Here is a 23782-nt window from a genome sequence, read left to right on the forward strand (position 1 = left end):
AGGGTACCGGCCTATTCAAGGCCGGTACCTGTATGAATGCTGTGCACTCCGAGAAGTGACCCACCGGTCACAGTCGGGGGTCGACCGGCTCCGACTCGGCGGCCAGAATCGCGAAGACCAACTCGTGCACCCGCCAGGCCGGGGCGCCCTCGGTCAGCCGGTCCAGCGCCGCCAGCCCGAGCCCGTGCTCACGCAGCGCCAGCGCCCGCTTCCGGCCCAGGTTGCGCTGCCGGAGGCGGCTCAGCTGCTCCGGACGGGTGTACTCCGGCCCGTAGATGATCCGCAGGTACTCCCGGCCACGGCACTTCACGCCGGGCTGCACGAGACGGCCCTTGCCGTCGACCGCCGCGAGCCCGGCCCACGGCTTCACCACCATGCCCTCACCGCCGGCACCGGTCAGGGTCAGCCACCACTCGGTCGCGGCCGCCTCCGAGACCGGGTCGGCCAGGTCCACGACCATGCGGCGGGTCGGCGTGAAGATCTCCGGGTCGGCCGCGACGAGCCGGTCGGCCAGAGCGAGATGCCAATCATGATCCTTTCTTGTGTACGAGACACCGGCGCCCGCCAGGAACACGAACGGGGCGAGCGTGACCCCGGTGAGCCCGCTCGTCGGCTTCACGTAGGACCGGTAAGCCGCCGAGTAGCCGTCGATCTCGGCCGCCCGTAGCTCCAGCCGGTCCCGCAGCCCGCTCACGTCGAGACCGCGGCCGGCCACCCGCTCCAGCACCGACAGCGCCGCGGGCAGGGCGGCGCGGCCGGCCGCGCCCACCCCGGCGTACTGGTCCCGGATCAGGCCGCCCGCCTTGGCCGACCACGGCAGCAGCTCGGCGTCGATGAGCAGCCAGTCGGTCTCCAGCTCGGCGAGGATCGGCGCGACCGCGGCACGGACCCGGGCCAGCAGTGGCTCGTCCAGCTCGGGACCGAAGAACGGCCGGCCGGTACGGGTCCAGATCGCGTCGCCCGTGCCCGACGTGGAGACGCGCACCACGGCCCGCGAGCCCATGTGCTTCTCCTCGCACACCACCCGGTCCACCCCGGCCGACCGCAGATCGGCGAAGGCGGACGACGGGTGCTCCAGGTAGCCCTCGACGGTCGAGCTGGTGCACGGGGCCATCGTCGGCGGGAGCCAGACCAGGGACTCCGGATCGATCGAGAACCGGCCCATCACCTCCAGCGCGGCGGCGGCGTTCTCGGCGGGGACGGTCGTCTGGCCGTACCCGTAATCGATGTGCCGTCGCCCGATGACGTCCGCGATGTCCAGCCCGTGATCGGGCTTCGCCGCGACCGCGGCGAAGGGCCGGACCGGCGCGTAGTACTCCTTGGCCGCCGGCACCGCCACGATCTCCCGGGACGGCCAGCGCAGCGCGGTCAGCGCGCCACCGAAGACGCAGCCGGTGTCCAGGCAGATGGTGTTGTTGATCCATTCCGGCTGAGGGGTGGGCACATGCCCGTAGACCACGGCCGCGGAGCCGCGGTAGTCGCGCGCCCACGGGTAGCGGACCGGCAGGCCGTACTCGTCGGTCTCGCCGGTGGTCTCGCCGTAGAGCGCGAAGCTGCGCACCCGGCCGGAGGCCCGCCCGTGGTAGGCCTCCTTCAGCCCCGCATGCGCCACCACGAGCTTGCCGTCGTCGAGCACGTAGTGGCTGACCAGGCCGTCGATGAAGGTCCGCACCTCGGTCACGAACGCCGGGTCCTCGGCGTCGAGCTGTGCCAGCGTCTCCGGCAGGCCGTGGGTGAGCTGCACGTTGCGCCCGTTCAGCTTGCGGGCCAGCTTCTGCTCGTGGTTGCCCGGCACGCAGATCGCGTGGCCGGCCGCCACCATGCCCATGACCAGGCGCAGTACGCCCGGCGAGTCCGGCCCACGGTCGACCAGGTCACCGACGAAGACGGCCTTGCGGGCCTCCGGGTGCACCGCGTCGACCGGACGGCCGAGCTCGTCGCGGATTAGCTCCCAGCCCAGCGTGCCGAGCAGCGCCTCCAGCTCGGCACGGCAACCGTGCACGTCACCGACGATGTCGAACGGACCGTGCTCGTCCTTGCGGTCGTTGAACAGCTTCTCGTAACGGATCTCGGCCGCCGCGATCTCGTCGACCCCGCGCAGCACGTGGATCTTGCGGAAGCCCTCCTTGGCCAGCTGGTTGAGGGAGCGGCGCAGGTCACGGTGCATGCGGGTGAGGACCTGACGGCCGAAGGTGCGGTCCTCGCGCGCCTCGGTCCGCTCCCACGCCACCGACTCCGGCACGTCCAGCACGATCGCCACCGGCAGCACGTCGTGCTCGCGGGCCACCTTGATCAGGCCGGCACGGGCGTGCGACTGCAGGTTGGTGGCGTCGACCACGGTGAGCCGGCCGGCCGCGAGCCGCTTGCCGGCCACGTAGTGCAGCGCCTCGAAGGCGTCACCGGAGGCGGACTGGTCGTTCTCGTCGTCGGCCACCAGGCCTCGGAAGAAGTCGGAGGAGAGCACCTGGGTGGGCTTGAACCGGGTGCGGGCGAAGGTCGACTTGCCGGAGCCGGAGATGCCGACCAGCGCCACGAGCGACAGCTCGGGAACGTCGATGATCATGCGGACACCTCCTTGGTGAACAGGGCGAGCTGGGTCGGGGCGCCGGTGATCTCGTCATGCTCACCCACGCCACGGATGGTCACCGCGTAGCCGTACTCGTCTGCCGTCCTGGCTGCCCACGCGGCGAACTCGGGCGGGTCCACTCGAAGCGGTGGTCCGAGTGCCGCATCCCGGTCAGTCCCTCGTAGTGCACGTTGTACTCCGCGTTCGGTGTGGTCACGATGACCGCTCCCGGCTTCGCATGACCGAAGACCGCCGCCTCCAAAGCGGGTAGGCGCGGCAGGTCGACGTGCTCGATGACCTCCATCAACACCGCCGCGTCGAAGCCGCGCAGCCGGTCGTCGCGGTAGGTGAGCGCGGTCTGGATCAGCTTGACCCGGTCGCCCAGCCGCTCAATCTTGATCTTGCGAGCGGCCTGCTCCAGCGAGCGGGTGGCCACGTCGGCGCCGACGATCCCGGTGAAGGCCCGGTTCTTGACCAGCGCGGCGAGCAGGGCGCCCCCGCCGCAACCCAGGTCGAGCACCCGCGACGCCCCCACCTCGGTCAGGGCGGCCAGGACCGCGTCCCGGCGCTGCTCGGCCAGCGGCGCCCGGCGGGCCACCGGCAGCTCGGCCTCCTCCTCGGTGACCGGCTGATCCGCCTCCAGCAGCTGCAGAGCCGTGGTGGCCAGCGACCTGCGGTGCGCCAGGTAGCGGCGAGCGATCAGCACCTTCTCCGGATGCTCCGCCAGCCAGCCCTCACCGGAGCGCAGCAGCTTCTCGATCTCGTCCGGGGCGACCCAGTAGTGCTTGCCGTCGTCCAGGACGGGGAGCAGCACGTACAGGTGATTGAGAGCGTCCGCCAGCCGCACCTCACCGGTCAGCCGCAGGTCGACATAGCGGCTGTCGCCGCCGATCTCCGGCTCGAACGGGATCGATGTGGCCGCGACCGACCAGCCGAGCGGCGCGAACAGGCGGTGCACCAGGTCGGGCGTGCCCCGCAGCACCGGCACCCGGATCTCCAGCGGGATCGGCACGGCGGCCAGCTCCGGTCGGTCCTTCGAGGCGCCGCGCAGCGCGGTGCGGAAGACCTTTGCCAGGGCGCTCGACAGCAGGCTGGAGGCGGCGTACGGCCGGTCGTTCACATACTGGCTCAACTCGAAGGCGTCCCGCTGCGCCCGCAGCAGCTGGGGATCGACGTCCAGCAGCAGGGCGGCGGTGCAGCGGTCGTCGTCCGCCTCGGGGTAGAGGACGTACGCCGTACCGGTCGGCATGCTGAAGGAATGCACCTTGTCGGGGTGCTTGACCAGCAGATAGCCCAGATCGGTGGCGGGCCGGTGGGTGGTCGTCAGAGTGAGCAGCACCCGTCGATCGTGACAGTGAGTGCGTAATCAGGCGATCGAATTCAGCGGTAGTCGTCGTCGAACTCGACGATCCGGTTCTCCTCCGTGGCGTCCGGATCATCGGTGTCGTCCTGCCAGCCGGGCACGGTGGTCGCCTGCTCGACGGCGTCGACCTCGGGCGTCTCCAGGTCGATCTCCTGCATCGGGTACGTCATCTCGGCTCCCTCCCCCACTCGGCGACTCTTCCTCCATGGTGCGACTTAATCCGGACCCATGCTGCGCAAACGGGCAGGCGTAGGTACTGATTTCGAGGCGGTTTCCACTACGCACCGCAACTGCGGAATACTTCCTGCTGGAGGACAGCGCGGTCCTGCCCTCTCGCAGCCCGTGAAAATGAGCAAGGAGCGCACCCGATGCCTATCGCTTCTCCCGAGGTCTACGCCGAGATGATCGATCGCGCCAAGGCCGGCGCGTTCGCCTACCCGGCGATCAATGTGACGTCCTCGCAGACCCTCAACGCGGCCCTTCAGGGCTTCGCCGAGGCCGGCAGCGACGGCATCATCCAGATCTCGACCGGCGGTGCCGAGTATGTGTCCGGCCCGACCATCAAGGACAAGGTCGTCGGCGCGGTCGCGCTGGCCGAGTTCGCCCACCACGTCGCCAAGCAGTATCCGATCAACGTGGCGCTGCACACCGACCACTGCCCGAAGAACCACCTCGACGGCTTCGTCCGCCCGCTGATCGACATCTCGGCGGAGCGTGTGGCCAAGGGTCAGGCCCCGCTGTTCCAGTCGCACATGTGGGACGGTTCGGCCGTGCCGCTGGACGAGAACCTGCAGATCGCGGAGGAGCTGCTGGCGAAGACCGCGGCCGCCAAGATCATCCTGGAGATCGAGGTCGGCGTCGTCGGTGGCGAGGAGGACGGCGTCTCCGCCGCGATCGACGACAAGCTCTACTCCACCGTCGAGGACGGCCTGGCCACCGTCGCCGCCCTGGGCCTGGGTGAGAAGGGCCGCTACCTGACCGCCCTCACCTTCGGCAACGTGCACGGCGTCTACAAGCCGGGCAACGTCAAGCTCCGTCCGGAGATCCTCAAGGAGATCCAGGACGCGATCGGCGCCAAGTACGGCAAGGAGAAGCCGCTCGACCTGGTCTTCCACGGCGGCTCCGGCTCGCTGCTGTCGGAGATCCACGGCGCTCTGGACTTCGGCGTGGTGAAGATGAACATCGACACCGACACGCAGTACGCGTTCTCCCGCCCGGTGGCCGACCACTTCTTCCGCAACTACGACGGCGTGCTGAAGGTGGACGGCGAGGTCGGCAACAAGAAGGCCTACGACCCGCGCGCCTGGGGCAAGCTGGCCGAGAACGGTCTCGCCAAGCGGGTCGTCGAGGCGTCCGAGCACCTGCGCTCCGCGGGTACCTCGCTCGGGAAGTGAATTAAGTAGAAAGGCTACGGCCGGTCCCCCGCGGTGGGGACCGGTCGTTGTCGTGTTGTGGGGTTACACAAAGGAATGGGTACCATCGACCGATCAAGATCGGCGGGACGGTGGTCGTGCTCGGAATCGAGGGCTGGAAACCCGAGTGGCATCACGATGCCGAGGCCCTCGCCGCCACCCATCGACACATGTTCGTGCGGCTCATCGGCAAGAGACTGCGATCAAGCTGGCTGATGTGGGATGTCGCCGAGCGTGGATGGTTCGCTGACGGCCCGGTGATCCTCGACTTCGGACTGAGTCGCGTCGAGATCACCCACCGTAAGTTCGACGAGTGTGCGATCACCTGGGACCAGATCGACACGTCGCTCCCGGTCGACCTCTACGAGCACTTCGACTGGCGCCCCGACCCGCACGCCGCACTGCGCAAGGCCCGGGGCCGGTCGCTCCGCGCCGTCAACGTCATCGAGCGAACCACGTCGGCCGACTGGCGGCCCCGGGTGCTGCACGCCGTCGAGTTCCTGTTCGACGGGGCGCGTCTCGCGATCTACAACGCCATGGACGAGAACGGCATCACCGACGTCCCCGAGGGCGACCTGCCGGCGGTGCACTGGCGCCGCGTACACGTGGCCTAGCGCTCAGTAACTGCCACCGCCGCCGCTGTCCCCGCCACCGGAGAACGAGCCGCCGCTGTCGCCGCCACCCCAGGACGAGCCACCGCTGTCGCCGCCGCCCCACCAACTGCCCCCGCCGTCACTGGACGACGACGAGGACGAGTCCGACGAGTCCCACGTGCCGCTGCTCCCGTCGGAGTGGTTGTAGTAGTAGGGCGTCGAGCCACCACGCGAGCGGCTCTTGCCGTACCGCCCCTCGCGGTACGCGGAACGCGTGTTGTGCCTGATCACCTTCGCCGCGAGGGACACCGCGACCAGCAGGAAGACGACTACGAAGACCACGGTCAGATCCATGGCTGCAGTGTGCGACACCTCCGCCACTATGCCGAGAGCGCGGCCATGGCTTCGTCCAGTGAGTCGGTGACGACGATCAGATCGGACTGGTCGCCATGGGGCGAACGGGCCAGCAGCGGCCCGAGCAGATCCGCCACCGGCAGGCGCGACCAGTGCTCCACGCCGAGGAACACATACGCCCCGGACGGCCCGTCGGTCGCGTAGAACGTCTTCGTCGCGGCCTGGAAGATCTCCTGCACCGTCCCGGCCCACCCGGGAGCGAACACGATCCCACCACGGGCCAACCGCAGGATCGAATCCTCGCGAACCGCATTCGAGAAGTACTTCCCGATCTGCCCGGCGAACAGGTTCGCCGGCTCGTGGCCGTACAACCAGGTGGGCAGAGCCAGACCGCCGTGCCGCAGCCGCCCGGCCACGTCGAGCGGCGGCAGCGGATGCGCGGCCCGCACCGCCAGCGCGGCCGCCGTGTACGGCTCGTGGTCCATGAAATGCGGCGCCACCGACAGGCGATCGATCGCGGCGGAGAGCCGGGCCTCGTCGAAGGAGGCGAAGTAGGCGCCCAGGTTGGCCGCCTCCATCACACCCGGCCCGCCGCCGGTCACGATCAACCGGTCCGCGGCGGCCAGGCGACGGGTCAGGGCCGCCACCATCCGGTACGGCTCCGAGCCCCGCGGCGCCGCGTGCCCGCCCATGATCCCGATCGCGCCGCCCGGCCCGTGCACGGCAGCCCACTCGTTGAGCGCCTTGCCGAGCGCGTTGTCGACACCGGCGTCGTGCAGTCGCTGGGCGAGCGCCTCCCGAATGTCCGGAACCGCCCCGCCGTGTGCCACGAAGTGCTGGTAAACGGCAGTGTCGAACATTCCGGCGAAACCGTGCTCGGCAAACCCGGCGGACAGGTCCTCAGGGGTGTAGAGCAGCGCCGGATGTGTCGGGTAGGGCCGGTCGTCGAACGGCGGGACCACGTGCGCCCCGCGCAGGATCAGGTCGGACTCCACCTCGGGACCGGCCAGATGGCAGCCCACGAACATGGTCTCCCGCACATCCACCCCGGTCAGGTCGGGTGGGTCGCGGTCCAGTCGCAGGCCCAGGACGCAGAGGCCGGCCAGGGTGTTCTTGGCCAGGTGCACGTCCAGCTCGGCGCGGGTCTCGATCTCGTCGGCGGTCGCGTCGAAAGGCGCGTCTCCACCGAGCACTGGTTGCAACGGGTCGGGCATGCGTCCATCTTGCTCGAACCGAGCGAGTCGTTGACGTACTACCTAGAGTTGGCGCATGCGCGCTGCGACCGGTTCACTGTTGGGTCTGGCCTACGGGGACTCCCTCGGGAAACCGACCGAGTTCCAGGAGTACGCGACGATCGTGGCCCGTTACGGCCCGGGCGGCCCGCGGCAACTGGTCGGTGAGCCGGCCCTGGTGACCGACGACACCCAGATGGCTCTCGCGGTCGGCGAGGCGCTGCGCGAGGCCGCGTCGATCACCCCGGCCTCCCTGGAGCCGGTGCTGCGACGACGGTTCCTGGAGTGGGCGGCCAGCCCGGAGAACGACCGGGCCCCCGGCATGACCTGTCTGCGGGCGATCGGCAACCTCGCCGACGGCCGGCCCTGGACCCGGGCCACCCAGATCGACTCGAAAGGGTGCGGGGCCAACATGCGGGTCACCCCGGTCGGGTTGATGCCCGGGCTCACCGACGAGCAGCGCTCCGGGGCGGCACAGTTCCAGGCGGCGCTGACACACGGGCATCCGACCGGGCTGGCAGCCAGCGAGCTCACGGCGTACGCCGTCTTCTGGCTCCGTGGCGGCCTCGCGCCGTCCGACCTGCTCACCGCCCTGCGGGAGCGCTGTGCCGAGCAGCGCAAGGTCTACCACGCCGACTGGCTCGGCGAGCTGTGGCACCGGCCCGCGGTGACCTCGCCGGAGGAGTTCATCGCCCGCGGCTGGGACGAGTGCGCAGCCGCCCTCGACCGGGTGGCCGAGGCGCTGGCCGGCGGCGATCACACCGGCGACCCGTGTCTACGGACCGGCGCCGGATGGATCGCCGAGGAGGCGCTGGCCACCGCGCTCTACGTCTACCTGGTCTCGCCCGACGAGCCGGTCGCCGTCCTGGGCCGGGGCGCGGCCTCCTCCGGCGACTCCGACTCGATCGCCTGCCTGGCGGGAGCATTCGCCGGGGCCGCGCTGGGCCTCGCCGCCTGGCCGGCCGACTGGCAGACCAAGATCGAGTACGCCGACCGCCTGTTCCGCCTCGGCCGGGCCTGGGACTGACCCCCGCTCCTCCGTCCGTCCCTCGCCGCGGTCTCGCCCTCCCTCTCATCGCGGTCCGGGCCTGTCTCTCACCGCGGTCTCGGCCTGCCTCTCATCGCTGTCTCGGCGGGCTTGAGGCGGTGGTGAGAGGCGGGCGGGAAACCCGGGGGACCCGGAACGTGGTGGCGGCGGAATGAACGCGGCCCGGACGGGTTGAATGGGAGCATGCAGAACCTCCTTCCCGAGCCGCCGGCCACCCGACTGCCCGCCGACGCCGAGGCCGACAAAGCCCTGGCCGAGGCCGCCGCGACGGGCTCCGAGCAGGCCTTCAAGGCGGTCGCCGCCAGATTCCCCGCCTACAGCGCGGCCTGGGCGCCGTTGGCAGCCGCGGCTCTGGCCGCCGACGAGCCGGTCACCGCGTACGCCTACGCCCGCACCGGATACCACCGCGGCCTCGACTCGCTGCGCCGCAACGGCTGGAAGGGCCACGGCCCGGTCCCGTGGGCGCACGAGCCGAACCAGGGCTTCCTCCGCTGCCTGCACGCCCTGTCCCAGGCCGCCGCCCAGATCGGTGAGGCCGACGAGGCGGCCCGCTGTGCCCAGTTCCTCCGCGACAGCGACCCGGCCGCCGCCGACGCCCTGACGTAATCCACCGCGTTGTCGATCTGGTGAGCTCGCGGCAGCCGCGAGCTCACCAGATCACCTCACGCCGACTTCGCCCGGTTGGTGCCGCCGCCGGGACCCCTCATCCGGGCCGAGCCTGTTGCTGCGGCCACGGTGAGGGCGCACACCTAATCCGCTCGGGGCGTGAGGCTGCCGCCGAGGCGGAGGCGCATGCTGATCAAGCGCCGAGCTTGAGGCTGCCGCCGAGGCGGAGGCGCATGCTGATCAAGCGCCGAGCTTGAGGCTGCCGCCGAGGCGGAGACGCAATGCTCATCCCGCCCCGAGCTTGAGGCTGCCGCCCGGTTGAAGACGCACACCTCACCCGGGCCGAGCCTGTGACCTGGCGCTGGAAGCGCACAAGATCGGCGGCGGCTACAGGCCGTCAGCCACCGATGCGGCGATCTTGAGCCAGGCGTCCTTGGTGTTCGCGGAGAGCTCGCCGTAGCGGATCGGCTCGCCCGAGTCGATCAACCGCTCGTATGGGGCCACCAGCACCGCCCTGGTTCGGGCCGCGAAGTGCTGCTGGATCCACTGCAGGTCGATGTCCTTGCGGGTCGGTGGCATGGTGACAATCGTCACTGCTTGGCGTACCAGTCGACGCCGGCCGCTCTGCTCCAGATGATCGAGCGCCCGCGCCGCCGTCTCCGCCGAGTCGTTTCGGGCCGACATCGTGATCACCAACTGGTCGGTGGCGTCCATCGCGGCCTGCCAGTTCTCGGCGCGGACGTTGTTACCGGTGTCCACGAAGATCAACTTGTAGAACCGGCTCACCACGTCGCGGATCTCGGCGAACGAGGCCGCGGTCAGCATCTCACCGGCGGTCGCCGACTCGTCCGAGGCGAGCACGTCGAACATGCCCTCGCCCTGAGCCCGCACATATTGCGACAGGTCACCGACCCGGCCCTGCGCGCCTTGGAAGAGATGCAGATCACGCATCATGTCCCGGACCGTGCGGGCGTGGAAGTCCTGCTGGGCCCGCATGCCCAGGGTTCCCTGGGTCTCGTTGTTGTCCCAGGCCAGCACGTATCCGCCGCGCTTCTGCCCGAAAGTCATCGCCAACAGCAGCACGGCCACCGTCTTGCCGGCGCCGCCCTTCGGGTTGACCACGGTCACCTGCCGCAGCCCACCGAAGTTGCGGCGCACCATCTCGACGTCCTGCTTGTATTCCAGCTCACGCTGCCCGGGAGCCAGCTTCACCAGCCCGAACATGCCCTTCTGCAGCATCGCCCGAGCGCCCATCGTGGCACTCTGCTGACTCGGCCGGGCCAGCCGCCGCCGCGCGAACTCCTCAGCGGTCGGCGTGCCGTCCACCATCCAGTTGAGCTCCTGGAACGGGTCCGCCTCGGCCCCCGGCACCTGCTCCTGCGACGGATTCGGCAACCCGGTTTGCGCCTGGTAGGGCGGCTGCAAAGCCACCGCGTCCGGCACGGCATGCGCGCTCGAAGGCGCGGCATGCGCGGTCGCGGGCGGCGCGGCGTGGGTGGTCGGAGGCGTCGCGGCGTGCGCGGTCGGCTGTGCGGTAGCGGCGTGCGCGGTCGGCTGTGCGGTATGCGCGTTGGACGGCGCGGCGTGGGCGCTCGGCCAAGCCTCTGCAGCGGCCCACCCACCGTCGGCAGGCGCGGCGTGAGCTGTGGTCGAAGTCACTGGCGCGGCATGCGGAGGCGGCGGGGTGGGCTTCGCCTCTGGCGGTACGGCGATAGCGTGCCCGGTCGGCCAGACGCCGGCAGACGGTTGACTGGAGACGGGACGAGTAACCGGCTGCCGGTCGCCGAGTCGCCGATCACCCGGCTGCGAAAAAGCGGACTCCCGGCCAGTCAGTTGCGGAGAAGCCGACGGTTGGTCACCCTGCCACGGAGAAGCCGACGGCTGGTCTCGCTGCGGCTGAGGTGCGGTCTCCTGACCGGCCGGCTGAGGGAAAGCCCGCTGCCGATCACCCGACTGTGGAAACGCGGATTCCTGGCCGGCTGATCGTGGAAAAGCCGGTTGCTGCTCGACAGGCCGGGTGGAAACGGTCTGCCGTCCACCAGGCAGTGGAGATGTGGACTCCTGACCGGCCGGCGGGGAAGACGTGGGCTGCAAGCCGCTGGGTTGCGGGAAAGCGGGCCCCGCGTCGCCCGGCTGTGCAGGCGCCGACTGTTGGCCGGCCGCATGGGGGACCACCGTCGGTGGTGTGACCGGCGCCGGACGGTGCAGCGGCTGCGCCCAGGGCGAGTCGGCCGCGGTGTGCCCCTCGGGATGCGCGATCGGCGTGGGCGGCGGCCCGTGCTGCGGCTGCTGTGCCTGAGGCGGGACCGGCGTGGTCGCCGGAGGGCGCTGGGCGGGCACGTGCACGCCCGGTGGCAGCGGCGGACCGTCGGCCGGCCGGAACACCCCGGGCTCGACCTGGACCATCCCGACCGGTGGCAGACGATCGGCCACGGGCACGGCACGGCCGTGCACCGGGGTCTCGGGCTCGTCGGCCCAGAACGGCTCCACGTCCCGGGCCGGCGGCGACGCCTCGGCTCCCGGGACGTAGACACGGTCGGCGTTCTCGTCCGCCACGGATGAGACCTCCGGTATCAGGAAATCTTGGCTCTGCTGCCCGTCCAAGAGTTGCACGGACCTCAGCCCGCGTACACCGCCCAGGCGCCCGGTTCGGTCCACCAGGATCGCTTGCGACTCGTCGACCCGGCCACCCCGTCGTCGAGGAACTGCAGTTCACCCTCGCGCGGGAGGACGGACACGGCGCGTCCGCGGACCCGGCGCACCTCCACTCGTACCCTCGTGCCTTTGAACAGCTTCTTGACGACCACCGGGACCGCGACGGCCACCTCGACCCGGCCGTCGGTCGGATCGCCGTCGGCGAGAAGCCGGAGGCCGTCGAACTCGGCGTAGCCGGCGCCGTTGCCGATCGCGCAGGCCAGCACCGGCTCCTCGCCGTCGGTGAGCACCGCGTCGTCGACCTCGACCCGGCCGCGCCACGGCACGGCTCGGCCGTTGTCGTCGGAGCCGCCGAGCAGCGCGCCGTCCAGGGTGACCGAGCCGCCGTCGTTGCGCAGCAGGTCTAGCCGCCGGACTGTGCCGTTCATCACGGCCGCTGCGACGGCCGCCGGGGTCCGGGGGAGGCCGAGCTGGGCCGCCAGGTCCTCGGTGTTGCCCGGGTCGAGCGGCAGGATCGCGATCGGCGGCAGGTCCGGCACGGTACGCCCGGCGACCAGGTCGGCGGGCCGTTTGCTGGGCGGCGGGGCGTAGCGCCGGACCAGCCGGCGCACCACGGCACGCAGCTGGCCGTCGGTCGCGGTCGCCACCACCAGGCGCACCTTGGTGTCCGGGTCGGGCCAGGTCAGGCCGTCCGGCCGGGTCGGGCCGTCGAACCGGGCGAGGACCGCGTCGATCTCCTGATCGGAGCCGGCCAGCACGGTCTCCACCAGCGCCCCGGCCTGACGGAGGGCGTCCGCGCAGGCCAGGACCGGGGTACGAGGGGTGGCGCACACGGCGTTGCAGCCGCCGCAACCCGAATCGCCGGAGCCGCAGGAGTCGCCCGAGCCCTCGGCCAGGCTCAGGAGCACGACGTCATACATCAGACTCCGCCGAGCACCGAGTGCCGCTCGATGACCGCCTCGCGGCCGGGGCCGACGCCGACGATCGAGATCCGGGCGCCGATCCGAGCCTCGACGTACTCGACGAAGTCCTGTGCCTCCTGGGGCAGGTCCTCGAACTTGCGGCAGCCGGAGATGTCCTGTTTCCAGCCGGGCAGCGTCTCGAAGATCGGCTGCGCGTGGTGGAAGTCGGTCTGGTTGACCGGCATCTCGTCGTGGCGGACGCCGTTGACCTCGTAGGCCACGCAGACCGGGATCTCGTCGAGGCCGTCGTAGTTGTCGAGCTTGGTCATCGCGAAGTCGGTGACCCCGTTGATGCGCTGGGCGTAGCGGCCGATCACCAGGTCGAGCCAGCCGATCCGGCGCGGGCGGCCGGTGGTCGTCCCGTACTCGTGGCCGACCTCGCGCAGGTAGTCACCGAACTTGTCGTTCAGCTCGGTCGGGAACGGGCCCTCACCGACGCGGGTGGTGAACGCCTTGAGTACCGCGACCACCCGGTCGATCCGGGTCGGTGGGATGCCGGCGCCGGTGCAGGCGCCCCCGGACGTGGCGTTGGAGCTGGTCACGAACGGGTAGGTGCCGTGGTCGACGTCGAGCAGGGTGGCCTGGCCGGCCTCGCAGAGCACGACCTTGCCGTCGTCGATCGCGTTCGACAGTTCCAGGGCGGTGTCCGCCACGTACGGCCGAAGCCGGTCGACATACGACAGGAGCTCCTGGACGACGTCGTCGACCTTCGCCCCGGTCCGGTTGTAGATCTTCGACAGCACCTGGTTCTTGAAGCCGAGTGCCGCCGTGACCTTCTGTCGCAGGATCGACTCGTCGAAGAGGTCCTGCACACGGATGCCGACCCGGTTCATCTTGTCGGCGTAGGTCGGGCCGATGCCGCGGCCCGTGGTGCCGATCCTGCGGGAGCCGAGGAAACGCTCGGTGACCTTGTCGAGGGTGCGGTTGTAGGAGGCGATCACGTGCGCGTTGGCGCTGATCCGCAGGCGGGACGTGTCGATGCCGCGGGCCTCTAGCCCGTCGATCTCCTGGAACAGCACGTTGAGGTCGACGACGACGCCGTTGCCGATCACCGGTACGACCCCCGGGGAGAGGATCCCGCTGGGGAGGAGGTGGAGCGCGTACTTCTCGCCGTCGATGACGACGGTGTGGCCCGCGTTGTTGCCCCCGTTGAACTTGACCACGTAGTCGAGCCGGTCGCCCAGCAGGTCCGTGGCCTTACCCTTGCCCTCGTCGCCCCACTGGGCGCCGACCAACACGATCACCGGCACTTTTAGATATGCCTTTCCCCAAGGTCGTACCTGGAGGAGTCCGGGTACTGCGAAAGTTTACGCGACGCCACCGCAGGTAGGATGGGCCGTCGTGCGCGTACTTCTGATCGGCTCCGGTGGGCGCGAGCACGCGCTTGCCGTCGGGCTCTCCGCCGACCCGTCCGTCGACTTCCTGGCCGCCGCGCCGGGCAATCCTGGCATCGCCCAGCTCGCCGAGCTGCATGACGTGAAGGCCACCGATCCGGCCGCGGTCGCCGCGCTCGCCGTCGAGTTGAGCGCCGACCTCGTGGTGATCGGCCCGGAGGCCCCGCTGGTCGCCGGTGTCGCCGACGCGGTCCGTGCCAAGGGCATCGCCTGCTTCGGCCCGTCCGCGGCCGCGGCCCGCCTGGAGGGCTCGAAGGCGTTCGCCAACGAGGTGATGGCCGCCGCCGGTGTGCCGACGGCCCGATCGTTCGACTGCACCACGGTCGCCGAGGCCCGGGCCGCCCTGGAGGAGCTCGGCACGCCGTACGTGGTGAAGAACGACGGTCTCGCCGCCGGCAAGGGTGTGGTCGTGACCGATGACCTCGACGAGGCCCTGATCCACGCCGAGGCGTGCGGCAAGGTCGTCATCGAGGAGTTCCTGCCCGGCCCCGAGGTCTCGCTCTTCGTGGTCACCGACGGCACCGCGGTCGCGCCGCTGATGCCCGCACAGGACTTCAAGCGCCTGCTCGACGGCGACGAGGGCCCCAACACCGGCGGCATGGGCGCCTACGCCCCGCTGGACTGGGCGCCGGCCGACCTGACCGAGCGGGTGCTGCGGGAGACCGTGGAGCCGACGCTGGCCGAGATGCGCAAGCGGGGCACCCCGTTCGCCGGCCTGCTCTACGTCGGGCTCGCGCTCACCCCGGACGGCCCGAAGGTGATCGAGTTCAACGCCCGCTTCGGCGATCCGGAGACCCAGGTGGTGCTCGCTCTGCTGGAGACGCCGCTGGCTGGTCTGCTCAACGCGGCCGCCACCGGCACGCTGGCCGAGCACGCCCCGCTGACCTGGAAGCCCGGCTCGGCGATCACGGTCGTCGTGGCGAGCCACAACTACCCGGGCGTGCCCCGGACCGGTGACGTGATCGAGGGTGCCGAGCGGCCCGGCGTCATCCACGCCGGGACCGCCCGCGACACCGACGGCGCCCTGGTGTCGGCCGGTGGCCGGGTGCTCAGCGTCACCGCGACCGGCAGTGACCTGGCCGGTGCCCGCGAGGCCGCCTACGCCCTGGTCGAGCAGGTTCGCCTGGACGGTGCCCAGTACCGCAAGGACATCGCGCTGCGTGCCGTCGAGGGTCGCATCACGCTGTGACGAGCGCCGGCCGCGTGGCGTCCCGCAGCAGCGTGACGGAGAGCCACAGGACGCCCGCGGATCCGGCGACCAGCCCGCCCAGGTAGGCCCACTCCGGGACGGACGTGCGTAGCGCGGCCGTGCACAGTCCGGTGACGTAGAGGACGAGCGCGCCGCGGGGCAGCACCCCGGTGCGCCACGACGCGACACCGAAGAGCGTCACCCCGGCCATGAAGACCAGGGCAACCACCAGGAAGTACGGTCGGCCCGGCCCGGTGAGCACCGCCTCCCGGGCCGCCGCGTCCTGATACTGCAGGACCGCGTGGGTGAGGAACTCGATCGCGAAGAGCCCGCTCAGCCCCAGGTGGTTGAGCGCGAACCCGGCCAGGCCGAGCTGTCCCGTCTCCCGCCGCTGGCACAGGTAGAGCGCGGTCAGGGTGAAGAGCAGCATCGCGGTGGCGGGCGGGGCCAGGGCGTGGGTGACGGCGTTCTCCGGGACAAGGCCGGCCCGGCGGGCGACCGCCACCAGGGTGAGAAGGCCGCCGGCGAGGCCGGTCAGGGCGGCGAGTCGATAGAGACTTCGATCGGGCACGGTACGGCTCCTTCGTTCCAGTCGATGCCGACCACCGTGGCCGGATCGCCGGTGGCCGGGACAGTGCCGTGCGGCCAGGACCGGCGGGTGTGGCCGTCCGTTCGGCACATGACCTGTGGCCAGACATCGACGGCATCGCTGGTGGCGGCGGCCGGCGGTCACCTAGCGTGGCGTCATGGCTGTGGATGCTCCGCCGCTGCGATGGATGGCCTCGCTGCTCTACGGCGCTGTGATGCTCACCGGGCTCTACTACGTCGGCGCCGGACTGGCCCCGGACTGGTCGCGCGCCGAGTTGGCGGTCTATCTCGCCGGCCTGACCGCACTGATCGCGGTCGAGCAGGTGGATTGGCGGCGGCCGCGTTCGCGTCGGTGGGCGATGGGTGTGCTGCTGCTCCGGATCGTGCTGCTGGAGACGGTCAACGCGGTCGACGGCGCCGGGTTCTCGCGTGCCCTCTTCGTGCTGGTGCCGTTCTTCGCGTACTTCTGGCTGGGCCGTTCCGCCGGGATCGGGCTGGCCACGTTCTACCTGGTGATGGCGTTCACCCGGGCCGGTACGGTCAGCGGTGCCCGGACCGATCCCGAGGTCGTCTCCGACCTGTTCATGCTCTTCATCGGCCTGGTCCTGGCGGTCGCCACCGCCGCGGTCGCCGTCGAGCAGCGGCGAAGCCGATTGCAGGCGGAACGGTTGGTGGCGGAGCTGACCGCCACACAGCAGCGGGTCGCCGAGCTGAGCGCCGCGAGCGAGCGCAACCGGCTGGCCCGGGACATCCACGACAGTGTCGGTCACCATCTGACCGCGATCAGCGTGCAACTGGCGAAGGCCGAGGCGTTCCGCGAGCGGGACCCGGCGACGGCGGATCGAGCGGTCGCCGACGCGCACCGGGCCGCGGCGCGTGCCCTGCGTGAGGTACGCGAGTCCGTCGGCACTCTCCGTGCCGAGCCGTTCTCATTGACGACCGCCTTGTTCGAGCTGGTCGAGGGCTTGGACGACCCGGACTTCCGGGTGATCCTCGATCTAGGCGGCCCGGAGAGCCATGGCGGTGCGGAGAGCCATGACAACCCGGAGAGCCGCGGCGGTGCGGAGAGCCACAACAACCCGGAGAGCCATGACAACCCGGAGAGCCGTGGCGGTCCGGCAAGCCTCGAAGAGCGGATGGCCCGCGGTGGAACCGGCCTACCCGGGCGGGCCGGTGCCGAGGCGTTGTACCGGGTCGCCCAGGAGGCGCTGACCAACGCCCGCCGGCACGCGGACGCCGGCATGGTCCGGGTGGCCGTCCACAGCGCCGGGGACGACGCGGTGCTCGAGGTGGAGGACGACGGCCGCGGGTTCGACCCGGAGGCCACCTCCGGCGGCGGTCTGAGCGGGATGCGGGAGCGTCTCGCGGCCCTGGGCGGGACCGTCCGGGTCGAGTCGCGACCCGGTCACGGCACCCGGATCACGGCGAGCGTCCCGGCGGTGTCCCGATGACCGACGAGCCGGTACGTGTGCTGGTCGCCGACGACCAGGCCCTGATCCGGGAGGGCATCGCCTCGCTGTTGAGCATCGAGCCGGGCATCGAGGTGGTCGGCACCGCGGCGGACGGTCGCGCCGCGGTCGAGTTGGCCCTGGCCACCACCCCGGATGTGGTGCTGATGGACGTGCGGATGCCGGTGCTGGACGGTCTGCGGGCCGCGGAGCTGCTGCGGGAGCGGTTGCCGGCCTGCCGGGTGCTGATGCTGACCACCTTCGACGACGAGGAGTACGTCGTCCGGGCGCTGCGGGCCGGAACGGGTGGCTACCTGCTCAAGGATCTGCCGCCGAAGGATCTGGCCCGGGCGGTACGGCTGGCCCGGGCCGGTGTCGACCAGCACGACAGTGCGGTGCTCCGGCGGCTCGTCACGGCTCTGGACCGCAGCCCGGTGGCGGCCACGCCCCGGGCCGACCTGACCGAGCGGGAGCAGGCCGTGCTGCGGCTGATCGCCCGGGGCGCCACCAATCGGGAGATCGCCGCGCAGCTCTACGTGAGCGAGGGGACGGTCAAGAACCACGTCTCGAACATCCTGGCCCGGCTCGGCCTACGGGACCGGACTCAGGCCGCCCTCTACGCCCGCGATCACGGCTTCCTCTGAGGCGGCGCTCCGTCGTACCGCCGGAGGGGTCTCGATCCTCAGCCCTTGGGGATGTCGAAGAGCTTGGGGATGGTGGTGGCGAGGGTGATGTCGCCCTTGGTCTTGATCTTGCCGGTCATGAAGAGCGTCACCGGGTTGCCGGTGCCGGAGACGATCTTCAGGAAGGTGAGCCCGTCCATCGTCATCGCCAGTCTCGGCTCGCGGACCGGGGTGCTGGTCACGGTGCACGTCGCGTTCTCGATCACCGTCTCGTAGGTGTCGGACGCGCCGCCGGGGCCACCGCTGATGATCCAGTGGATGACGGTGGCGGTGTTGCCGGCCCGGTCCGCCCGGAAGAGCGAGGGCATCCGGTTGAACACCTCGTCGAGGATCTTGGTGCGTTTCTCCGAGGCCATCACCTGGGAGATCTTGGCGTCCGGCGTGGACTTGACGAGCTGTGTGAACTCCTTCGGGCCGAACGACGCGAACGATTCGGGGCTGAAGTCAGTCATCAGGTCTTCCTCTCGGCCTTCGCCGCTTTACTCGCCGGTAACTTCAGCGAGGATGCCGTGTTCTGGAGAAGTGTGCCACTCCCAAACAAACGTTGGACAGTCGGGCCGCCCTGTTCGTAGACTCCCCAACATGTCTTTGGGAGACGGTGGCACCGCCGCGCTGCGAGCGCTGGCCCACCCGGTGCGCCTGCAGATCATGTCGCTGCTCACCGGTGCCGCCATGACCGCCGCCGAGGTCGCTCGAGAGCTCGGTCTGACCCACGCCAACGCCAGCTACCACCTGCGCAATCTGCTCTCCGGCGGCCTGATCGTGGTGGCCGGCGAGGAGAAGATCCGGGGCGGCGTGGCGAAGCGGTACCGGTATGACGCCCACAGCGAGGCCCTGCCCGGCGCCCGTCCCGACGAGCAGCGCCGGGCCGAGTTCGCGGCGCTCGCGCACGAGTTGATCCGGCGCAGCTCGACGTCCCGTTTCGCTGAGCGCCGCAGCCTGCTCAGCGACGGCGACTTCTGGGTCGACCCCGAGGTGTGGGTGCGGATCCGCGACCGGATCTCCGAGGCGGTCGTCGAGTTGCACGAGGCCGCGCAGCCGCCGCGCACCCCCGGCACGGTGCGGACCAGCACGACCGTGGCGATGTTCCAGAGCCGCGAGGAGCCGTCGTGACGGCGCTGCGGCACGTCCCGTTCCGGTTCCTGCTGGCCGGGCGGTCGATCAGCGCGCTCGGCAACTCGTTCGCCCCGATCGCTCTCGCCTTCGCCGTCCTCGACCTGACCGGCTCCGCCCGTGACCTGGGTCTGGTCGTCGGCGCCCGGACCCTGGCCAACGTGCTCTTCCTGCTCTTCGGCGGAGTGCTGGCCGACCGGCTGCCACGGCATCTGCTGATGGTCGGGTCGAGCCTGGCCGCCGGGCTGGTCCAGGCCGTCGTCGCGCTGTCGGTGCTCACCGGAGGCGCCACGATCCCGCTGCTCGTCGGGCTGTCGGTGCTCAACGGCATGACCGCCGCGCTGGCCCTGCCCGCCAGCGCGGCGCTGCTGCCGCAGACCGTGGACGAGGGGGTTCGGCTCCAGGCCATCGCCCTCAGCCGGATCCTCCTGAACAGCGCGATGGTGATCGGTGCCCCGGTCGGCGGCCTGGTCGTCGCCGTCACCAGCCCCGGCATCGGCATCGCCGTCGACGCCGTGACCTTCGTCATCTCCGCGGCCTGCTTCGCCGGGGTGCGGGTGGCCGCCCCGCCCCGGCCGGCCGAGCGGCAGCACCTCATGGCCGACCTGCGGCTCGGCTGGTCCGAGTTTCGCTCGCGCACCTGGCTCTGGGTGGTGGTGGCCGGCTTCAGCCTGCTGAACGCGGCGTGGAGCGGCGGCATGTTCGTGCTCGGTCCGGCCGTCGCCGACGAGACCGTCGGCCGGTCGGCGTGGGGCCTGGTCCTGGCCGGGGAGACCGCCGGGCTGATTGTCGGCGGGCTCCTGGCGATGCGGCTCAGGCTGCACCGGTTGTTGCTGGTCGGCGCGCTCGGCTGCTTCGGCATGGCGGTGCCGCTGTTCGTGCTCGGGCTCTACCCGCGGCTGTGGGCGCTGCTGCTCGCCACCTTCGTGGCCGGGCTCATGCTGGAGCAGTTCGGGGTGGCCTGGGAGACCTCGATGCAGGAGCACGTGCCTCCGGACCGGCTGGCGCGCGTCTACTCGTACGACATGGTCGGCTCCTTCGTCGCCATGCCGCTCGGTGAGGTGGCCGTCGGCCCGGTCGCGCACGAGGTCGGATTGAGCGTGACCCTGATCGGGGCCGGGACGGTCGCCACGCTCGCCGTGGTCGGCATGCTCAGCAGCCGTGCCGTCCGCACCCTGCGTCACCGGCTGCCGGAGGACGGACCGCGGCCCGTGACAGAATCGGTGCCGTGACCATCCCGAACGTGCTCGCCGCCCGGTATGCCTCTGCCGACCTCGTCACCCTCTGGTCCCCGGAGGAGAAGATCCGGATGGAGCGCAAGCTCTGGCTGGCGGTCCTCAAGGCTCAGCGTGACCTCGGCGTCGACGTCCCGGACGGTGCCGTCGAGGCGTATGAGGCGGTGCTCGGGCAGGTCGATCTGGCGTCGATCGCCGAGCGCGAGCGGGTCACCCGGCACGACGTGAAGGCCCGCATCGAGGAGTTCAGCGAGCTGGCCGGCTTCGAGCAGATCCACAAGGGCATGACGTCGCGCGACCTCACCGAGAATGTGGAGCAGCTGCAGATCCGGGCGTCGCTCGAGCTGATCCGCGACCGGGTGGTGGCCACGCTGGCCCGGCTGGCCGCGCTCGCCGTCGAGCACTCCGACCTGGTGATGACCGGCCGGTCGCACAACGTCGCGGCGCAGGCCACCACGCTCGGCAAGCGGTTCGCCTCCTCGGCCGAGGAGCTGCTGATCGCCTATGAGCGGCTGGACGACCTGATCGACCGTTACCCGCTGCGCGGCATCAAGGGCCCGGTCGGCACCGCGGCCGACCAGCTGGACCTCTTCGACGGGTCCATGGAGAAGGCCGCGGACCTGGAGAAGAAGGTCGCCGAGCACCTCGGTTTCCGCCGGGTGCTGTCCAGCGTCGGCCAGGTCTACCCGCGGTCGCTCGACTTCGACGTGGTGTCGGCGCTGGCGCAGATCGTCGCCGGCCCGTCGTCACTGGCCACCACGATCCGGTTGATGGTCGGCCAGGAGCTGGTCACCGAGGGCTTCAAGCCGGGCCAGGTCGGCTCGTCGGCGATGCCGCACAAGATGAACACGCGGTCCTCGGAGCGGGTCAACGGCTTCGCGGTGATCGTCCGGGGCTACCTGTCGATGGTCGGCGAGCTGGCCGGCGACCAGTGGAACGAGGGTGACGTCTCCTGCTCGGTGGTGCGCCGGGTGGCCCTGCCGGACGCGTTCTTCGCCACCGACGGCCTGTTCCAGACCTTCCTCACGGTGCTGGACGAGTTCGGGGCGTACCCGGCGGTCATCGGTCGTGAGCTGGACCGGTTCCTGCCCTTCCTGGCCACCACGAAGGTGCTGGTCGCCGCGGTGCGCAAGGGCGTCGGCCGGGAGGTCGCGCACGAGGTGATCAAGGAGCACGCGGTCGGCGTGGCGCTGGCCATGCGGGAGAAGGGCGTGGCGGTCAACGACCTCTTCGACCGTCTCGCGGCGGACGAGCGGCTGCAGCTCAGCCGGGGCGAGATCGACACCCTGGTCGCGGACCGGGCCGCCTTCGTCGGCGCGGCGCCGGCGCAGGTCCAGGCGGTTGCCGCGCGGGTCGCCGCGATCGTGGCGGAGCATCCGACGGCAGCGGGGTACGCCCCGGCGCCGATCCTCTGACTCTCGGGACCGGCGCCGGGACCGCCTCGTTCGGACGCGGGTCTACTCAGACGCCCGCGGTCGACGTGATCCACGCCCGGTTGTAGGCGACACTGCCGTAGTACTGCCGGCTCTGGCCGTCCGCGGTCGACGCGACACCCACCTGGGCGCCGTTGTAGACCTGCGGGCCGCCGGAGTCACCGCGCCAGGCGTTGCCGTTGATCCGGGTGCTGCCGATCGCCCGGCCACCGTAGGCGTCGGTCTGGTTGGTCGAGGTGACCTGGACCGTGGCGGTCTTGAGCGTCGGTGACGCCCCGCAGCCCGAGTAGCAGGTCATGCCCCAGCCGTAGATGCTGTTGGTCGAGCCGACCGGCGGGTACGCGCTGGACAGCGGCATGTAAGAGGTGCTGACCGAGCTGCTCAGGCGCAGCAGGGCCAGGTCGTAGCGGGTGGACGAGGACGCGACGGTACGGGTGACGCCGCCCGATGCGTAGTTGACGCTGCCGACCCGTACCGACATGGTGCCGCTCACGCAGTGCCGCGCGGTGAGCACGTAGTTGGCCGAGATGATCGTGCCGGAGCAGGTGAAGCTGCCGTTGCTGAAGACGGCGGCGGCCCACGGCGCGGAGGAGACGGTGCCGCCCCCGATGATGCTGGGGACAGCCGGTTCGGCGTGGGCGGCGGTGGGGGCGAGCATGGCCGTGACCGCGCCGGCGAGGGCGGCCAGGAGTCGAATGCGCACGTCGAGATCTCCTTCTGGGGAACGGTGATAGATGTCGACGAATGCAAACTAAGCCGTGTTCGTCCCCTGACCCAGAGTTCAATTGATACATATCACTGACTGATGACCCGGATGTGAACGCGCATTCCCTGCTCAATGACGCTCGCGTCGGGCTGCCGACACCGGCCCCCGGCTTGTCCACGGGGCCTACCGGGTAGGCTTCGCCTGCTTACACCTATCAGTCAGGAGTGCCCGTGGCTCGCGTCGTGGTCGACGTCATGCTCAAGCCGGAGATCCTGGACCCGCAGGGTCAAGCGGTGGCCAATGCGCTGCCCCGGCTCGGCGTCACCGATGTCTCTTCTGTCCGCATCGGCCGCCGGATCGAGATCGATTTCACTGGGGAGCCCGACCTCGACCGGGCCCGTGAGATCGCCGACAAGCTGCTCGCCAACCCGGTGATCGAGGACTTCGAGATCCGCGTCGAGAGCGCTGCGGCGGAGGTCGCCTGACCATGCGGATCGGTGTGGTCACCTTCCCTGGTTCGCTCGACGACGGGGACGCCGCCCGCGCCGCCCGGATCGCCGGAGCCGAGGCCGTCCGCCTCTGGCACGGCGACCCGGACCTGCACGGCGTCGATGCGGTCGTCCTCCCGGGCGGCTTCTCCTACGGCGACTATCTGCGCTGCGGCGCCATCGCCCGGTTCGCGCCGGTGATGGAGTCCATCATCGATGCGGCGCGGGGCGGTCTGCCCGTGCTCGGCATCTGCAACGGTTTCCAGGTCCTGTGCGAGGCACATCTGCTGCCCGGCGCCCTGACCCGAAACCAGCACCTCCACTTCCGCAACCGTGACCAGTGGCTCAAGGTCGAGGCGACCAACACCGCCTGGACCAACCGCTTCACCCCCGGTCAGGAGATCCTGATCCCGGTGAAGAACGGGGAGGGCTGCTTCGTCGCCGACTCCAGGACGCTCGATGCGCTGGAGGGCGAGGGCCGGGTCATCGCCCGCTACATCAAGGGCAACCCGAACGGCTCGCAGCGCGACATCGCGGGGATCACCAACGAGGCCGGCAACGTCGTCGGCATCATGCCGCACCCGGAACACGCCGTGGAGGCGCTGACCGGCCCGTCGCTCGACGGCCTCGGCTTCTTCACCTCAGTCCTGCGGGCCCTGGCGGGCGCGTCCGCGGACGGTCAGCTCGCAGGGGGACAACAGTGACGACGCAGGA

The 23782-nt window shown here is 70.7% G+C and carries 22 protein-coding genes and 2 pseudogenes; 13 read left to right on the forward strand and 11 right to left on the reverse strand.

Annotation, left to right across the window (positions count from 1 at the left end; all coding sequences use genetic code 11):
* Nucleotides 1–67 precede the first annotated feature (67 nt).
* The 3 genes and pseudogenes from ACQPZW_RS00565 to ACQPZW_RS00575 form a co-directional block, all read right to left on the reverse strand.
* Nucleotides 68–2563, reverse strand: a complete 2496-nt coding sequence (locus ACQPZW_RS00565) for a polynucleotide kinase-phosphatase (RefSeq protein WP_433792910.1) — start codon at nucleotides 2561–2563, stop codon at nucleotides 68–70.
* Nucleotides 2560–3905, reverse strand: a pseudogene (locus ACQPZW_RS00570) (3' terminal RNA ribose 2'-O-methyltransferase Hen1). Before ACQPZW_RS00570 ends, ACQPZW_RS00565 begins: the two are co-directional and overlap by 4 nt.
* Before the next feature lie 41 nt (nucleotides 3906–3946).
* Nucleotides 3947–4099, reverse strand: coding sequence for a hypothetical protein (locus ACQPZW_RS00575; protein WP_433792911.1), 153 nt, complete (start codon nucleotides 4097–4099; stop codon nucleotides 3947–3949).
* Between the two features lie 198 nt (nucleotides 4100–4297).
* Here ACQPZW_RS00575 and fbaA point away from each other — a divergent pair, with 198 nt between their 5' ends.
* Complete coding sequence (fbaA, locus tag ACQPZW_RS00580; protein WP_433792912.1) at nucleotides 4298–5323, forward strand: class II fructose-bisphosphate aldolase; 1026 nt, start codon at nucleotides 4298–4300, stop codon at nucleotides 5321–5323.
* A 110-nt stretch (nucleotides 5324–5433) separates the two neighbouring features.
* Nucleotides 5434–5955 (forward strand): hypothetical protein, encoded by a 522-nt coding sequence (locus ACQPZW_RS00585; RefSeq protein WP_433792913.1) that lies wholly within the window; start codon nucleotides 5434–5436, stop codon nucleotides 5953–5955.
* Nucleotides 5956–5958: 3 nt separating this feature from the next.
* Here the strand turns inward: ACQPZW_RS00585 and ACQPZW_RS00590 are convergent, their stop codons facing one another.
* The gene (locus tag ACQPZW_RS00590) at nucleotides 5959–6288 is read right to left on the reverse strand and encodes a hypothetical protein (RefSeq protein WP_433792914.1); all 330 of its coding nucleotides are present in this window, start codon (nucleotides 6286–6288) and stop codon (nucleotides 5959–5961) included.
* Nucleotides 6289–6314: 26 nt separating this feature from the next.
* Complete coding sequence (locus ACQPZW_RS00595; RefSeq protein ID WP_433792915.1) at nucleotides 6315–7502, reverse strand: hypothetical protein; 1188 nt, start codon at nucleotides 7500–7502, stop codon at nucleotides 6315–6317.
* Nucleotides 7503–7557: 55 nt separating this feature from the next.
* Here ACQPZW_RS00595 and ACQPZW_RS00600 point away from each other — a divergent pair, with 55 nt between their 5' ends.
* Nucleotides 7558–8547, forward strand: a complete 990-nt coding sequence (locus ACQPZW_RS00600) for an ADP-ribosylglycohydrolase family protein (RefSeq protein WP_433792916.1) — start codon at nucleotides 7558–7560, stop codon at nucleotides 8545–8547.
* Nucleotides 8548–8751: 204 nt separating this feature from the next.
* Nucleotides 8752–9174, forward strand: coding sequence for a DUF3151 domain-containing protein (locus ACQPZW_RS00605; protein WP_433792917.1), 423 nt, complete (start codon nucleotides 8752–8754; stop codon nucleotides 9172–9174).
* 387 nt (nucleotides 9175–9561) lie between these two features.
* Here ACQPZW_RS00605 and ACQPZW_RS00610 read toward each other — a convergent pair.
* Nucleotides 9562–10830 (reverse strand): annotated as a pseudogene (locus ACQPZW_RS00610) (MinD/ParA family ATP-binding protein); the annotation flags it as partial.
* Between the two features lie 594 nt (nucleotides 10831–11424).
* On the opposite strand from ACQPZW_RS00610, the gene ACQPZW_RS00615 reads away from it, so the two are divergent.
* Nucleotides 11425–11736, forward strand: coding sequence for a hypothetical protein (locus ACQPZW_RS00615; protein ID WP_433792918.1), 312 nt, complete (start codon nucleotides 11425–11427; stop codon nucleotides 11734–11736).
* 56 nt (nucleotides 11737–11792) lie between these two features.
* Here the strand turns inward: ACQPZW_RS00615 and ACQPZW_RS00620 are convergent, their stop codons facing one another.
* Nucleotides 11793–12749, reverse strand: a complete 957-nt coding sequence (locus ACQPZW_RS00620; protein WP_433792919.1) for a diacylglycerol kinase family protein — start codon at nucleotides 12747–12749, stop codon at nucleotides 11793–11795.
* Nucleotides 12749–14041 carry an adenylosuccinate synthase gene (locus tag ACQPZW_RS00625; RefSeq protein ID WP_433792920.1) on the reverse strand — a complete coding sequence of 431 codons (1293 nt, stop codon included), beginning with the start codon at nucleotides 14039–14041 and terminating at the stop codon, nucleotides 12749–12751. The genes ACQPZW_RS00620 and ACQPZW_RS00625 overlap by 1 nt, the downstream gene beginning before the upstream one ends.
* Before the next feature lie 91 nt (nucleotides 14042–14132).
* Here ACQPZW_RS00625 and purD point away from each other — a divergent pair, with 91 nt between their 5' ends.
* Nucleotides 14133–15374: a phosphoribosylamine--glycine ligase gene (gene purD / locus ACQPZW_RS00630; protein ID WP_433792921.1), complete on the forward strand. Its 1242-nt coding sequence runs from the start codon at nucleotides 14133–14135 to the stop codon at nucleotides 15372–15374.
* Here the strand turns inward: purD and ACQPZW_RS00635 are convergent.
* Complete coding sequence (locus tag ACQPZW_RS00635; protein ID WP_433792922.1) at nucleotides 15364–15945, reverse strand: hypothetical protein; 582 nt, start codon at nucleotides 15943–15945, stop codon at nucleotides 15364–15366. The two genes, purD and ACQPZW_RS00635, sit on opposite strands and share 11 nt — an antisense overlap.
* A 175-nt stretch (nucleotides 15946–16120) precedes the next feature.
* On the opposite strand from ACQPZW_RS00635, the gene ACQPZW_RS00640 reads away from it, so the two are divergent.
* Nucleotides 16121–17413 (forward strand): sensor histidine kinase, encoded by a 1293-nt coding sequence (locus ACQPZW_RS00640; RefSeq protein WP_433792923.1) that lies wholly within the window; start codon nucleotides 16121–16123, stop codon nucleotides 17411–17413.
* On the forward strand, nucleotides 17410–18054 hold the full coding sequence (locus ACQPZW_RS00645) for a response regulator (protein WP_433792924.1): 645 nt from the start codon (nucleotides 17410–17412) through the stop codon (nucleotides 18052–18054). The genes ACQPZW_RS00640 and ACQPZW_RS00645 overlap by 4 nt, the downstream gene beginning before the upstream one ends.
* Nucleotides 18055–18092: 38 nt before the next feature.
* Here ACQPZW_RS00645 and ACQPZW_RS00650 read toward each other — a convergent pair whose 3' ends face one another.
* Nucleotides 18093–18545 (reverse strand): SCP2 sterol-binding domain-containing protein, encoded by a 453-nt coding sequence (locus ACQPZW_RS00650; protein ID WP_433792925.1) that lies wholly within the window; start codon nucleotides 18543–18545, stop codon nucleotides 18093–18095.
* 130 nt (nucleotides 18546–18675) lie between these two features.
* Here ACQPZW_RS00650 and ACQPZW_RS00655 point away from each other — a divergent pair, with 130 nt between their 5' ends.
* The 3 genes from ACQPZW_RS00655 to purB are packed head-to-tail and all read left to right on the forward strand — an operon-like array spanning nucleotide 18676 to nucleotide 21856.
* Nucleotides 18676–19206: an ArsR/SmtB family transcription factor gene (locus tag ACQPZW_RS00655; protein ID WP_433792926.1), complete on the forward strand. Its 531-nt coding sequence runs from the start codon at nucleotides 18676–18678 to the stop codon at nucleotides 19204–19206.
* Complete coding sequence (locus ACQPZW_RS00660) at nucleotides 19203–20438, forward strand: MFS transporter (protein ID WP_433792927.1); 1236 nt, start codon at nucleotides 19203–19205, stop codon at nucleotides 20436–20438. The genes ACQPZW_RS00655 and ACQPZW_RS00660 overlap by 4 nt, the downstream gene beginning before the upstream one ends.
* A complete protein-coding gene (purB, locus tag ACQPZW_RS00665) occupies nucleotides 20435–21856 on the forward strand; it encodes an adenylosuccinate lyase (protein WP_433792928.1) in 1422 nt (473 codons plus the stop codon). The genes ACQPZW_RS00660 and purB overlap by 4 nt, the downstream gene beginning before the upstream one ends.
* 46 nt (nucleotides 21857–21902) lie before the next feature.
* Here the strand turns inward: purB and ACQPZW_RS00670 are convergent, their stop codons facing one another.
* On the reverse strand, nucleotides 21903–22577 hold the full coding sequence (locus ACQPZW_RS00670; RefSeq protein ID WP_433792929.1) for a S1 family peptidase: 675 nt from the start codon (nucleotides 22575–22577) through the stop codon (nucleotides 21903–21905).
* A 233-nt stretch (nucleotides 22578–22810) separates the two neighbouring features.
* Between ACQPZW_RS00670 and purS the strand changes: the two genes are divergently transcribed.
* Together purS and purQ are read left to right on the forward strand one after the other, a co-directional pair.
* Nucleotides 22811–23065, forward strand: a complete 255-nt coding sequence (gene purS / locus ACQPZW_RS00675; protein WP_093620819.1) for a phosphoribosylformylglycinamidine synthase subunit PurS — start codon at nucleotides 22811–22813, stop codon at nucleotides 23063–23065.
* On the forward strand, nucleotides 23062–23772 hold the full coding sequence (gene purQ, locus ACQPZW_RS00680; RefSeq protein WP_433797886.1) for a phosphoribosylformylglycinamidine synthase subunit PurQ: 711 nt from the start codon (nucleotides 23062–23064) through the stop codon (nucleotides 23770–23772). The genes purS and purQ overlap by 4 nt, the downstream gene beginning before the upstream one ends.
* Nucleotides 23773–23782 lie beyond the last annotated feature (10 nt).

Origin of the sequence: Actinoplanes sp. CA-252034 (assembly GCF_050956125.1) — a bacterium.
GTDB lineage: Bacteria > Actinomycetota > Actinomycetes > Mycobacteriales > Micromonosporaceae > Actinoplanes.